Raw genomic sequence first — 12,370 nt, forward strand, 5'->3', positions numbered from 1 at the left:
CGCGTTGGTCGAACGCGGGTGTTCGGCGAAAAACCCTTGGCGGATAAGGCCTGGCATTATGTCAGGACTGTAAGATCAAAGCCGTTGACGAGGCGGTACGGCTACCGCACGGTTCATTACAAACGAGATCCGAACATCGGTTCCTCAATTCAAGAGGCGGTCGGCGGCGGGTCAAAAGAATGGTGGCCGCGGGCGTCTTCCGCGGCGGGAGGAAGACGTGGATCGTGGCGCCCCGATGACCTTCGGAGTCCTGGCCCGTCCTGTCGCAGCCCCCTCGTCTTCCAGCCTCGATCTTTCCGCCCGCGCCTCGGCGCGGCCGCCCCTTCATCTCCGGAGCCATTGATGACCGCGACCTCAGCCGTGGGCGAACGCCCCCCTGTGGGACTGACCACCAAGGTTCTGTACGGCCTGGGCGCCGTGGCCAACGCCGTGAAGGCGCGTGGCCTCTCCACCTTCCTGCTGATCTTCTACAATCAGGTGATCGGCCTGCCGCCGCAGATGGTGTCCACCGCCATCTTCATCGCGCTCATCTTCGACGCCTTCTGCGACCCGCTGGTGGGGCAGATTTCCGACAACTTCCGCTCGCCCTGGGGCCGTCGACACCCGTTCATGTATGCCGCGGCCCTGCCGGTCAGCCTGGCCTTCTTCCTGATCTGGAACCCGCCCAGCGGCTGGAGCCACACCGAGCTGTTCGGCTACATGCTGGCCTGCCTGCTGGTGATCCGGCTGTTCGACACCTTCTTCGAACTGCCCTCCTCGGCGCTGGCCCCGGAACTGGCCCATGACTACAACGAGCGCACCAGCCTGATCGCCATCCGCGGCTTCTTCACAGTCCTCGGGGGCCTGGGCATGACCCTGATGGTCTACCAGGTGTTCATGAAGGAGGCCGCCGACGGGTCGGGCGGAATCACCGAGCGCGCCGGCTATTTCGGCTATTCGCTGTTCGCCGCGGTGCTGATCTTCGTGGTGATCATCGTCTCCACCACCGGCACCTTCAAACAGATCCCCTATCTGCGCCAACCGCCGGCCCGCAAGATCGGCTTCAAGCTGATGGCCCGCGAAGTGGCCGCCACCCTGAACAACCGCTCCTTCGTCGTCGCCGCCGTGGCCGGCATGTTCATCGCCGTGGCCGCCGGCCTGAAGAACGGCCTGGAGCTCTATTTCGCGCTCTACTTCTTCCAGCTCAACCAAGCCCAGCTTTCGCTCCTCACCATCGTCGGCGTGGCCGCCAGCGTCGGAGGCGTGATGCTGGCGCCTCGGGCCGGGGTCATGTTCGGCAAGAAGCGCGCGGCGATCGGGCTCTTCACCGGCGCGCTCGCCACCGGCATCACCCCGCTGACCATCACCTTGATGGGCATCGCCCCGCCTCCGGGCTCGGACGCGATGTTCTACATCATCTTCGTCGAAACCTTCTTCAACGGCGCCATGGCCGTGGCCACCGGGGTGCTGCTGTCCTCCATGATCGCCGACGTGGTGGAGGACGCCGAGGTCAAGACCGGCCGCCGCTCCGAGGGGCTGCTGTTCTCCGCCGACAACCTGTTCAAGAAGATCGTCTCGGGCATGGGAATCTTCGTCTCCGGAAGCCTGCTGGCCTTCGTGAACTTCCCGGCCAACGCCAAGCGCGGCCAGGTCGATCCCGAAATCCTGCGCGAACTGGCCCTGATCTACCTGCCCCTCGCCACCCTGCTCTACGGCACCGCCATCGTCTGCCTGTTCGCCTTCAAGATCGACAAGGCGACCCATGAGTCCAACCTTTCCAAGCTGAAGGACGCCGCGGCCCTGGCCGAACTCTCAGGCGCCGACGACCAGATCGGCGGTCTGCCCGGCGTGGCCGGCGGCGCGGCCCCCGTCGCACCGCGGAACTGAGACCATGAGCCTGGCCCCAGCGACCGCGAAGGTCCCGCAGTCCACCAAGCTGATCTATGGCCTGGGCTCGGTGGCCTACGGGGCCAAGACGCAACTTCTGGGCCTCTTGCTGCTTTTCTACAACCAGCTCGTCGGCCTGCCTGCAGCCGCCGTCAGTCTGGCGCTCTCCATCTCCATCGTCATCGACGCCGTCTGGGACCCGCTGGTGGGACAGTGGTCGGACAATCTTCGCAGCCGCTGGGGCCGACGCCACCCGCTGATGTACGCCTCGGCCATTCCCTTCGCACTCTGCTGGGTCCTCCTGTGGCATCCGCCCGCCGGCTGGTCAGACCAGGCGCTCTTCGCCTATCTGCTGGTGCTGGTGGTGGCGTCGCGGATGCTCATCAGCCTGTATGAGGTGCCCTCCTCGGCCCTGGCGCCCGAGCTGGCGCCCGCCTATCACGAGCGCACCAGCCTGCTCTCCTACCGCTATCTCTTCGGCACCCTGGGCGGGGCCGGGGCCTCGATCCTGGCTTTCGCGGTGTTCCTGAAAGGCACGCCCGACCAGCCCATGGGGCAGCTGAACATCGAGGGCTACTGGCCCTACGCCCTGACGGTGGCCGCCATCATGGTGATCTCGATCCTGGGCTCGACGGCCGGGACCCACGACCGTATCCCGACCCTGCACCAGCCGCCGGCCCGCAAGGCGACCCTGGCCGACATGGTGCGCGAGGTGTCGGCCACCCTGGCCAACCGCAACTTCCTGGTGATCGTCCTGTCGGGGACCTTCGCCGGCATGGCCGGCGGCCTCTCCAGCGGCTTGGGCATCTATTTCAGCACCTATTTCTGGGAGCTGCCGTCCTCCAACCTGCTGATCCTGGTGCTGGGGGGCCTCGTGGCCTCGCCCGTGGCCGCCGTCATCGCGCCGCTGCTGTCCAAGCGGTTCGGCAAGAAGGACGCCTGCATCTACCTGTTCTTCGCCGGCCTGCTGGTCTCGATCCTGCCGGTCGGACTGCGGCTGGTGGACCTGATGCCGCCGAACGGCGAGCCGCTGCTGGTGGGCATCCTGCTGGTGGACCGCATCGTCTCCGGCATGCTCGGCATCGCCGGCTACATCATTGTCGCCTCGATGATCGCCGACATCGTCGAAGAGAGCCAGATCAAGACCGGCCGTCGCTCCGAGGGCCTGCTGATGAGCGCCGACACCCTGCTTCAGAAGGTGGTGGGCGGGATCGCCGCCATCATCCCGGGCGTCATGCTCGCGGTTGTGGGTTTCCCGGACCACGCCAAGCCGGGGGCCGTCGACCCTGACGTCCTGCGCAACCTGGCCCTGCTCTACCTGCCGGCGACGGCGTTGCTGAGCGTGGCGGCCATCGGCTCGCTTTACCTCTACCGGATCGACCGCAACAGCCATGAGCGCAACCTGGAGACCCTCGCCGAGGGCGCCGCCCAGGCTGAGAGCCTGGCCGAGGCGCTCGACCAGACGCCCGAGTCCATCACCACCATCTCCCGTCCGACCTGACCGACGCCTCCAACCCAAGAGCCGCAACGTGCCCGACGCCATACCGACCCTTCGAGAAACGTCAACGCTCAGCGTTGGCACCAAGCTCTCCTACGGGGTGGGCTCCATCGCCGTCGGGGTCTCGGTCCTGGGCCTCTCGGCCACCCTGCTGCAGCCCTACCTGAACCGGGTCATCGGCCTGCCCGCCCTGTGGGTGGGGACGGCGATCATGCTGACCCTGATGCTGGACGCCCTTATCGACCCGGCCATCGGCCAGTGGTCGGACAAGCTGCGCACCAAGTGGGGTCGCCGCCACCCGCTGATGTACGCCTCGGCGCCGCTGATCGCGGTGGCCTGCATCGCCTTCTGGAATTCGCCGTCCACCTGGCCGGTGACCACCACCGGCATCTTCGTGATCGGGATGCTGGTGCTGCTGCGGCTCTGCGTCAGCCTCTACGAGATCCCGTCCTCGGCCCTGGCGCCCGAACTCACCAGCGACTACCACCAGCGCACCAGCCTGTTCAGCTACCGGTTCTTCTTCGGGGTCCTGGGGGGCCTGGGGATGAATGTGGTGCTCTATCAGGTCTTCCTGTCGCCGGCGGCCGGCGGCATCCTGAACAAGCAGGGCTACGCCAATTTCGGCATCCTGGCGGCCTGCGTGATGGCGGTCTCCATCCTGGTCTCGGCCATGGGCACCCACCGCCACATCAAGGACCTGTACCAGCCGCCTGTCCGCAAGGTTCCGCTGCGCCAGGTGGCCAGGGAAATCGTCGGCACCATCGGCAACCGCTCGCTGATCGTGGTGATGATCTCGGGCCTCTGCTCAGGCGTCTCCACCGGACTGTCCGGCGCGCTCAGCCAGTACTTCTACATCGAGCTGTGGGGCGTCAGCGCCGCCTCGATCTCCTACATCTCCATGGCCGGGGTCCTGGCCTCGGTCTCCGGCGTCCTCGTGGCCGGCCCCGCCTCGAAGGCTTGGGGCAAGAAGCGGGCGATGATAGGCCTCTTCACCTGCTCGGTCTTCACCTCGGCTATCCCGCTGTCGCTGAAGCTGCTGAACCTGGCCCCCACCGACAGCGGCATGGTGCTCACCCTGCTGCTGGTGGACTATTTCATCGCCACGACCCTGGCGATCTCCGGCTTCATCATCATCTCCTCGATGATCGCCGACGTGGTGGAAGACGCCGCGGTGAAGACCGGCGTGCGGTCGGAGGGCCTGCTGCTGGCCGCCAACGGACTGCTGCCCAAGTTCACCGGCGGCATGGGGGTGTTCCTGTCAGGCGTGCTGCTGACCGTGGTGGCGTTCCCGACCCATGCGGCGGCCGGATCCGTCGACCCTGAGGTCATGCGCCGCCTGGCGCTGATCTTCCTGCCCATCAACACCGGCATGAGCCTGCTCTCGATCCTTGTCCTGCTGCCCTACAAGATCGACGAGGACCTGCACGCCAGCAACGTCGCCACCCTGGAGGAGGCCGCCGCGGTGGCCGAGCGGTCCCGTATCGAAAACGCCCATCCCGTCGTGGACGGCGCGGGCGGCGCCTGAGACCAAGACGGCGCGCTGAAAGCGGGCTAGGTTCGCAAAACAAAACAGAAGCCGGGGGAAAGACAGTGGCCGAAGCCGTACCAGATGCTCAAACCGGCCGGCGGCTGAGCCTGCCCACCAAGCTGTTCTACGGCTTTGGTTCCGTGGCCTTCGGGGTGAAGGACAACGGCTTCTCCTACTTCCTGCTGATCTTCTACAATCAGGTGATGGGCCTGCCCGCCCAGACCGTAGGCCTGGCGATCATGATCGCCCTGTTCGTCGACGCCTTCCTTGACCCGATCGTGGGCCAGGCCTCCGACAACTTCCGCTCCAAATGGGGCCGTCGGCACCCGTTCATGTACGCCGCCGCCCTTCCGGTGGCGATCTCCTACCTGCTGCTCTGGAGCCCCCCCAAGTCGCTGGATCACCAGGGTCTGTTCTTCTACCTGATTGGTGTGGCGATCCTGATCCGCAGCTTCATCACCTGCTACGAGATTCCCTCCTCCGCGCTCGCCGCCGAACTGACCACCGGCTACGACGAGCGGACCAAGCTGCTCAGCTACCGCTTCCTGTTCGGCTGGATCGGCGGCCTGGCGATGTACTTCGCCGCCCTGAAGGTCTTCCTGACCCCGGACGCCAACCACAAGGTCGGCCAGCTCAATGTCGAGGGCTACGCCCACTACGGCGTCGCCGCGGCCCTGCTGATGCTGGCCGCCATCCTTATCTCCGCGGTGGGCACCCACAGCCAGATCCCGTTCCTGCGCGACGCCCCCCACCGCAAACTCAGCCTGCCGACCCTGGCTCGCGAGATGGTGGGCACGCTCTCCCACCGGTCCTTCCTGCGCATCCTGGTCGCGAACCTGTTCGGGGCCATGGCCGGGGGCCTGACCCTTTCCATCAGCCTCTATTTCACGACCTTCTTCTGGGAGTTCAGCTCCGCCCAGATCGCACTGTTCACCTTCGCCAGCCTGACCGCGGCCCTGTTCGCCTTCGCCGCGGCCCCGGTCTTTTCGCAGAAGTTCGGCAAGAAGCGCTCGGCCATGACCCTGCTGTCGATCGGCGTCGTGGTGGGGATCAGCCCCATCGTGCTGCGCCTCTTGGGCCTGTTCCCGGAGAACGGCAGCGCCCTGCTGTTCCCGCTGATCTTCGTGCAGAACGTGATTTCCACCGGAGCCACCATCACCTCCAACATCCTCACCGCCTCGATGATCGCCGATGTGGTGGAGGATTCCGAACTGCAGACCGGCCGCCGCTCGGAAGGCCTGTTCTTCGCGGCCTCGGCCTTCGTGGCCAAGGCGGTCACCGGGATCGGCATCTTCACCTCGGCCATGCTGCTGAAGGCTGCGGCCTTCCCGCAGGGCGCCAAGCCGGGCGAGGTCGATCCCGCCGTCATCGCCCGCCTGGGCATGATCTATGTCCCGGTTCTGGTGGTCCTCTACGGTCTCTGCCTCGCCTTCATGAGCGGCTACCGCATCACCCGCGAGAGCCACGCCGAATCCCTGCGCAAGCTGGCGGCGGCGGCGGACCTAGTGAACGAGGGCGAGCCGGCGAGCCAGACCGGAAAACTCAGCTAACCGGCGCGATCACCGGGCGAAAATGCCCATCAGCATTGGCCGGGCGAAGACCGACGGTGCGGCCTTCTGGGTCACACCCGGCACCCAGAAGGCCAGTTCCGCGCCGGCGTTCAGGGTGGCGTTCAGCATCTGGGCGGCGATGAAGGGATCCACCGGCCGGATCGACCCCTCGGCGATGCCGTCGGAGATCATCGAGGCGAAACGGTCGGAGACCCGGTTGGAATGGGCCACCTGCTCCTCACGCATGGCTTCGGGCAGGGCCGACAGCGCCGAGGTGCGCAGCAGCGGGCCATATTCCGAGAGCTGGTATTCGGCGAGCGCCGCGGCCGCGCTGGAGAGCTTGGACCACTGGTCGCCCGGCTGGCTCATGGCCAGGCGTTGGACGCGCCGCATCACCTCGAACGTGCGATCGAAGCAGGCCACCACCAGGTCATCCTTGGCCTCATGGTGGTGGTAGAAGCTGCCCTTGGTGACATTCAACTCAGCCGAAATCTTGTCCACCGAGGCCCCCTTGTAGCCTCGGCTGTTGATCAGGCGGGTGGCGGCCAGCAGGAAGGTTTCGCGGCCCAGCTCAGCGCTGTCGGGCGCGGCCAGTTCGGCAAGGGGCGCAGGCGCCGGAGCCCACTCCGCCCCCTCCACGGCCAGACCGCCGGTAAGGATGTCGAACATCCGGTCGCAGATGCGGTCGTAGTCCTCGGGATCGTACTTGGGCAGCCAGGCGCCGGCCCAGAACAGCTGCTCCAGCAGCATGTGGGTGCGCGCCGTGCGGCGGCCCCGGCCCAGCCATGACAGGTCGGGCGTGTCGAACAGGTTCCGCACCTTGCGGAACAGCTTCATGAAGGCGTCGAACACCTCGGTGCGACGCGGATTGTTCAGCGCCCGGATATCCGACAGCACCGGCAGCGGCGGGGCGGCCCCGATGGCGCCTTGGCGGATCCGCTCCAGATAGAGCTCCAGCAGCCTGCGCAGGCGCTCGGTGGGGGTTTTCTCGATCAGGGCCGCCTCGGCGGCCTGGGTCAGCCAGTCGATGCCACGCATCAGGCAGGCGGCGGCCAGGTCGTCCTTGCGCTTGAAGTAGTAGGTGACGCTGGTGGTGGAGAGACCGACGGCGGCGGCGGCGACCCCCAGGGTCAGCCCCTTCACTCCCTGCGTGTTGAGGATGACCGTGGAGGCGTCGAGGATGGCGTCGCGCTTCTTCTCGAAGCGGTCCGTCGACCGGGCGACGTTTCGTTCAGCCATCTCCCCTCCGACCTTCGCGTGGCCGAACCTGACCGCTCAGCGAATATCCCTCTGTATCGGACGGTCTATCTCCGCGCCAAGCAACAAGTTTCCCCGCACGTCACCCCGAAGGGAACACGCGCGAGGGCGTCGGGACGCTACTTCTGAACCCAGGCGCCCTCGGCGGTCTGATAGAATTCTCCGGGCTGCAGCTTGAGCTGGACCACGCTCTTGTAGGTCGCCGCGCCGGCGGTTTCCGGCGTGACCCCGTTCTTGGCCGCCACACCCCGGTAGAGCTGAGCGCGGCCGGCGTTGATCTCGGCCACGGCGGCCTGCACGGCAGGGGCGCCCTCGCCCTTCACAAAGCCCAGATAGCCGTCGTTTCGCTCGCCCACGACGCCCGCCGCCTTGGCGGCGTCCACGGTGTCCTTGGCGCTGTCGGCGAACGCCGGTCCGGCCACGAGCGTACCGATGACGGCGGCGACGGGGATCAGGTGGTGTTGGAAATTCATGGTCATGGCCCCTTAGAACAGGTCCGGATTCTGCTTGATGAGCGCCTTGACGTCGTCGTCCAGCCGCAGGCGGACATCGGCGTCGAGCTTGGCGTAGATGGTGATCGGCTTCACATCGACATGCACCGTCGCGCAGGCGCCGAAACCGAAGCCGGCGGCGGCGACCGCGAGCGCGGCGAGGGATCTGGCGGGGTTCATAGCGGGCACCTCATGGGTTGGGTTTCGCAAGGTTCGGCTGAACGGCGTCTGAACCGCGCAGCTTCTGATACTCGGCGAAGTCGCCCAGCAGTTGATCCAGGTTGAGGGATGAGTCCAGGGTCAGGTCGACCTTGGTGCCCGACGGCAGGGGCAGCTTCTTGGTGAGGAAGCTGCGGGTGAGGATTTCCAGCGGCGTCAGCCAGATCTCCTGATGGGTCGGCGGCGCGTTCTCGCCCTTGATATGGAACAGCATGCCGAGCCGGCCTCGGGGCAGGCTGTTGATGCTGGCGTCCAGGCTCTGGAAAGCCAGGTTCTCCATGGCCTGGTAGGCGAAGTCGGTGAAGGTGTCGGTCTCCGGCGGCGGGGTTTCGTCACCCAATGGGCCCGCCGCTAAGGCCCCATCGGCGGCCACCCCGGTGAGAGCGTCGCGGCGGATGGACAGCCGGCCAGGGCCGGTGGCGCGGAGCGTGCCGCCCACGATCCGAACCCCGTCCGGCGTCACGGTGAACGGGATTGTCCCGCTGGCCCTGGCGGTCAGGTCCATGCGATTGGCGAAGGGCGAGGCCTCCACCAGGTCCGAGAGTTGCACGTCCTCGAAGCCGACCACGCCCTTCCAGGACTGGCCGCCGGCGAAGGGCAGGCTGAAGGGCTCCACGTGCACCTGGCCGCCGGCCAGGGCCATATCGAGACCGGCGACGTTCACCGCCTCGTCGGCGATGCCGAAGGTCACCTGGGCGGTCGTCAGGCCCGCCAGCGCCTCGATGCGCTGGGCCTTCAACGTCTGGCCCGGCGCGGCCGTCAGCGGGGCGAGGCTGGTGAAGGTGACGCTGCCCGACAAGCCCGAGACCTGTCCTGCGGGGCTGCGGAAATCGAGACCGGGGATATCCAGCGTCCCGCCGCTGGTGGAACCGGCCTTGGTCCAGGACACCTGACCTTGGAAACGGGCCTGACCTGCGGCGGGCGAGCCCACCATCTCCGCGCGGGGCGAGAGGGCCGCAGGCTGCAGGCCGCCCTCGGCGAAGGTCAGGGTTCCGGTGTCGAAGGTGAGCGTGCCCCCACCGGTGGCGCCGTCGTGGCCGAGGCCGCCCTTGCCCAGGGCATGACCGGCGGGATCGGTGACACCGATGTCAGCCGTCCACACCTCGCCGCTGACGCGGGCCAGGGCGGTCGCGCGGACCGGGTTGAACCGCAGGTCGGGCGTGGTGTCCGTGATCATCCCCGAGGTGAGGGCCAGGCTTCCGGCCAAACCCCCGTCGACAGCGCCCAGGTCGAGGCGCCCGGCGCCCTGGCTCACCGCCGCCTGCAGGAACGGGACCTTGGCCGACAGGGACGTCGCGTCGGCGCGGATGCGCCAGTCGCCCTTGGCCAGGGTGAACAGCGGCGCGCCGGTGGGACAAAGCTGGGTCTCGAGGGCCTCGACGCCATTGGTCCCCAGTTCCAGGCGGCCGGAGACCGGGGCGCAACGGGAGGCCGTGAAGGCGATGGCGCCGTCCGCGATCCGAAGCTCGCCGTCGGCGGTGACCTTGCCGTCGCGGACCGGGCCAACGCCCAGCTCGGCCTTCACATGGGTTTGGGCGGTGAGGCCGCCAGCGGTCAGGCGATAGCGGTCCACCGCGAGGTCCACCTGGGGCAAGCCGCCGCCGCTGACCGCGAGGTTCAGGGCCCCGCCGCCACCGGCATGGATGGGCCTGCGCCCTCGCGCCGAGATCGTGGCGAGGCCGCCGGCGGTGGGGCGCACCGTCAGGGGCGAGGTCAGGGCCAGCGTCAAACCGCCCTCTCCCGCCGTGACGGAGAGCCCGAGCGTCTCGGCGTCGAAGCTGCGGACGGCGCGCTTGAGGGCCGCGATCTGCGGAGCGTCGCCGGCGCTGACGGGGCCCAGCCCCGACCAGTCGCCATGGGTCGCCACCGTGCCGGCCAGAGCCAGGTCACCCCCCTCGGCGGCCAGGACCGCCGAGCCGCGCAAGGCGCCGGAGAGCCGGGTCAGGGCGAGCTTGTCTTTCGTCAGCGCCTCGGCCCTGACCCGTGTGGCCAGGCTGGCCGCGACCCGGTCGCCACCGCGCCGTGTCCAGTTGAGGCCTCCGACATTGGCGGTCATCCGCAGACCGCGTACCCGAGCGCCCGCCAGGTCGGCGCGGGCTGCGCCCAGCACCGCCGCGCCGTCGCCGGTGATGGCCAAGGTGTCGATCCAGCCGGCGGACTGGCCGTTGAAGGTCGCCTCCAGACTGACATCCCGCAGCCGCGTCGTTCCGTGGGCCACCGACCGCGCGTCGACCTTCAGGACCTGAGTCAGGGCGCCGTCGCCGCGCTTCTGCTTCAGGTCCGGATAGGCCGTGCGGGCCGTGAGCCGGATCGTCGCCTCCTGGACAGTGACCTGCCCCAGCTTGAGGTCGCGGATCGTGGTCTCCAGGGTCGAGGAGACCTGGTCGCCCTCCGTCACCAGATGCAGCTCGCCAGGTCCCAGGCGGACAGAGCGGTCGTGACCCTGCAACGTCGTGGGCGCGAAGGTGGTGTCGAGACGCAGCAGCCGGCCGTTGTCCAGCAGGGCGCTGGCCCGAGCCAACAGCGGGCCGTAGTCTGTGTCCAAGCGCAGGCGGGCGTCCTCCACCACGATCCTGGGCTGGCGGGCGTCGGGACGCGGTGGGCGCTTGCGCAAGGTTTCGATGAGCGGATCGAGGGCGCCGAGGCTCAGGCGGCCGTTCGTCCAGCGGCCCTTGATCACCGGACGCACCAGTCGCACAGCGGTCACCGTGGCGCCGAAGGGCTTGCCCGCCCACCAGCCGGTGAGGCCATAGCGGACCTCCGCGACCTGGGCTGTGAGATCGGGGTTGGCGGCCGGACCAATGCGCAGGGTCCCGGTGAAGCCGCCGGGGCCGAAGGTGGCGAAGGCGACCTGCGACTCCACGCCCTGGGACCGCAGCCATCCGGTCAGCGCCTCGCGGGCGATGACCCGGCGGCCGCCATAGGCCACGACCAGGATCAGAGCCACGGTCACGCCCGCGAGCACCAGGACGGTGCGCCAGGTGCGCCGCGTCGCCTTGGCGGTCGCCAGGGGAATGATCTCAGGATCGGTCAAGGCGCGCCGTTGCTGCGACTGGGAGTTCCAGTCTTAGCGCAAAAACGGCAGGGGTGAGGCCGTTCCCCGCAGATGCGGAAAACGGCCCGCTTTGTCCTAGAGCCCGCCGAGGGTGGCCAGCGCCACGCCACCGTCAACGGCGATGGTTTCACCGACGACGTAGTCACCGGCCCGCGACGCCAGATAGATGGCGGCTGCGGCCATGTCCTCATCGCGGCCGATGCGGCGCGAGGGGATGCGCTTGGCGATCTGGTCGCCCTGGTCGCGGGCCACGCGGTTCATCTCCGAGGCGAAGGCGCCCGGCGCGATGCCGGTGACGTTGATCGAATCCTCGATCAGCGTCGCGGCCATCCGGCGCGTCAGGTAGATCAGGCCCGACTTGGACGCGTGGTAGGAATAGGTCTCCTGCGGATTGAGGCGGATGCCGTCGATCGAGCAGATGTTGATCACCTTGGCCGGCTGCTCGTGGCTGGCGGCGGCCTTCAGCGCCCCGTGCAGGGCCTGGGTCAGGAAGAAGGGCGACTTCAGGTTCAGGTCCATCACCTTGTCCCAGCCGCTCTCCGGGAACGCGTCGAAGGGCGCGCCCCAGGCCGCCCCGGCGTTGTTGACCAGGATGTCGAGCTTCCCCTCATGCTCGCTGAAGCGCTTGGCCAGCGACTGGCAGCCCTCCACGGTGGAGACGTCCTGCGGCAGGGAGATGCAGTTTTCGCCAAGCTCGGCGGCGGTCTCGTCGCAGGCGCCCGGCTTGCGCGAGGAGATATAGACCTTGGCTCCCTGCTCGATGAAGCCGGCGGCGATCATCTTGCCGATGCCGCGCGAGCCGCCGGTGACGAGGGCCACGCGGCCCTTCAGTGAGAACAGATCCAGAGCCATCAGGCGCTTCCCTTTTGATCGTTGAGGCTTGGTCTTAAACCCAGGTTTCCGCCG

At 67.9% G+C, this 12,370-nt stretch carries 9 protein-coding genes; 4 read left to right on the forward strand and 5 right to left on the reverse strand.

What is annotated here, in order from left to right; all coding sequences use genetic code 11:
* The first annotated feature begins 342 nt into the window (after positions 1-342).
* The 4 genes from AAC997_RS06770 to AAC997_RS06785 all read left to right on the forward strand — a co-directional run bounded on the left by AAC997_RS06770 (position 343) and on the right by AAC997_RS06785 (position 6,442).
* On the forward strand, positions 343-1,866 hold the full coding sequence (locus tag AAC997_RS06770; protein ID WP_340644925.1) for an MFS transporter: 1,524 nt from the start codon (positions 343-345) through the stop codon (positions 1,864-1,866).
* Between the two features lie 4 nt (positions 1,867-1,870).
* Positions 1,871-3,367 carry an MFS transporter gene (locus AAC997_RS06775; protein WP_340644926.1) on the forward strand — a complete coding sequence of 499 codons (1,497 nt, stop codon included), beginning with the start codon at positions 1,871-1,873 and terminating at the stop codon, positions 3,365-3,367.
* 28 nt (positions 3,368-3,395) lie between these two features.
* A complete protein-coding gene (locus tag AAC997_RS06780) occupies positions 3,396-4,889 on the forward strand; it encodes an MFS transporter (RefSeq protein WP_340644927.1) in 1,494 nt (497 codons plus the stop codon).
* Positions 4,890-4,954: 65 nt separating this feature from the next.
* On the forward strand, positions 4,955-6,442 hold the full coding sequence (locus tag AAC997_RS06785; protein ID WP_340644928.1) for an MFS transporter: 1,488 nt from the start codon (positions 4,955-4,957) through the stop codon (positions 6,440-6,442).
* 9 nt (positions 6,443-6,451) lie between these two features.
* Here the strand turns inward: AAC997_RS06785 and AAC997_RS06790 are convergent, their stop codons facing one another.
* The 5 genes from AAC997_RS06790 to AAC997_RS06810 form a co-directional block, all read right to left on the reverse strand.
* A complete protein-coding gene (locus tag AAC997_RS06790) occupies positions 6,452-7,681 on the reverse strand; it encodes a TetR/AcrR family transcriptional regulator (RefSeq protein WP_340644929.1) in 1,230 nt (409 codons plus the stop codon).
* A 137-nt stretch (positions 7,682-7,818) separates the two neighbouring features.
* Entirely contained in the window at positions 7,819-8,172 is a 354-nt protein-coding gene (locus AAC997_RS06795) for a YdbL family protein (RefSeq protein WP_340644930.1), read from the reverse strand.
* Between the two features lie 12 nt (positions 8,173-8,184).
* On the reverse strand, positions 8,185-8,370 hold the full coding sequence (locus tag AAC997_RS06800) for a YnbE family lipoprotein (protein WP_340644931.1): 186 nt from the start codon (positions 8,368-8,370) through the stop codon (positions 8,185-8,187).
* Between the two features lie 10 nt (positions 8,371-8,380).
* Entirely contained in the window at positions 8,381-11,443 is a 3,063-nt protein-coding gene (locus AAC997_RS06805; protein ID WP_340644932.1) for a YdbH domain-containing protein, read from the reverse strand.
* Positions 11,444-11,539: 96 nt separating this feature from the next.
* Positions 11,540-12,316 (reverse strand): SDR family oxidoreductase, encoded by a 777-nt coding sequence (locus AAC997_RS06810; RefSeq protein WP_340644933.1) that lies wholly within the window; start codon positions 12,314-12,316, stop codon positions 11,540-11,542.
* Positions 12,317-12,370 lie beyond the last annotated feature (54 nt).

Source organism: Phenylobacterium sp. (assembly GCF_037968635.1).
GTDB lineage: Bacteria > Pseudomonadota > Alphaproteobacteria > Caulobacterales > Caulobacteraceae > Phenylobacterium.

Excerpts from the sequence above, each read along its gene's own strand:
- AAC997_RS06790 (WP_340644929.1), bottom strand. The coding sequence starts at position 7,681 with ATGGCTGAACGAAACGTCGCCCGGTCGACGGACCGCTTCGAGAAGAAG.
- AAC997_RS06795 (WP_340644930.1), bottom strand. The coding sequence starts at position 8,172 with ATGAATTTCCAACACCACCTGATCCCCGTCGCCGCCGTCATCGGTACG.
- AAC997_RS06810 (WP_340644933.1), bottom strand. The coding sequence starts at position 12,316 with ATGGCTCTGGATCTGTTCTCACTGAAGGGCCGCGTGGCCCTCGTCACC.
- AAC997_RS06800 (WP_340644931.1), bottom strand. The coding sequence starts at position 8,370 with ATGAACCCCGCCAGATCCCTCGCCGCGCTCGCGGTCGCCGCCGCCGGC.
- AAC997_RS06775 (WP_340644926.1), top strand. The coding sequence starts at position 1,871 with ATGAGCCTGGCCCCAGCGACCGCGAAGGTCCCGCAGTCCACCAAGCTG.
- AAC997_RS06770 (WP_340644925.1), top strand. The coding sequence starts at position 343 with ATGACCGCGACCTCAGCCGTGGGCGAACGCCCCCCTGTGGGACTGACC.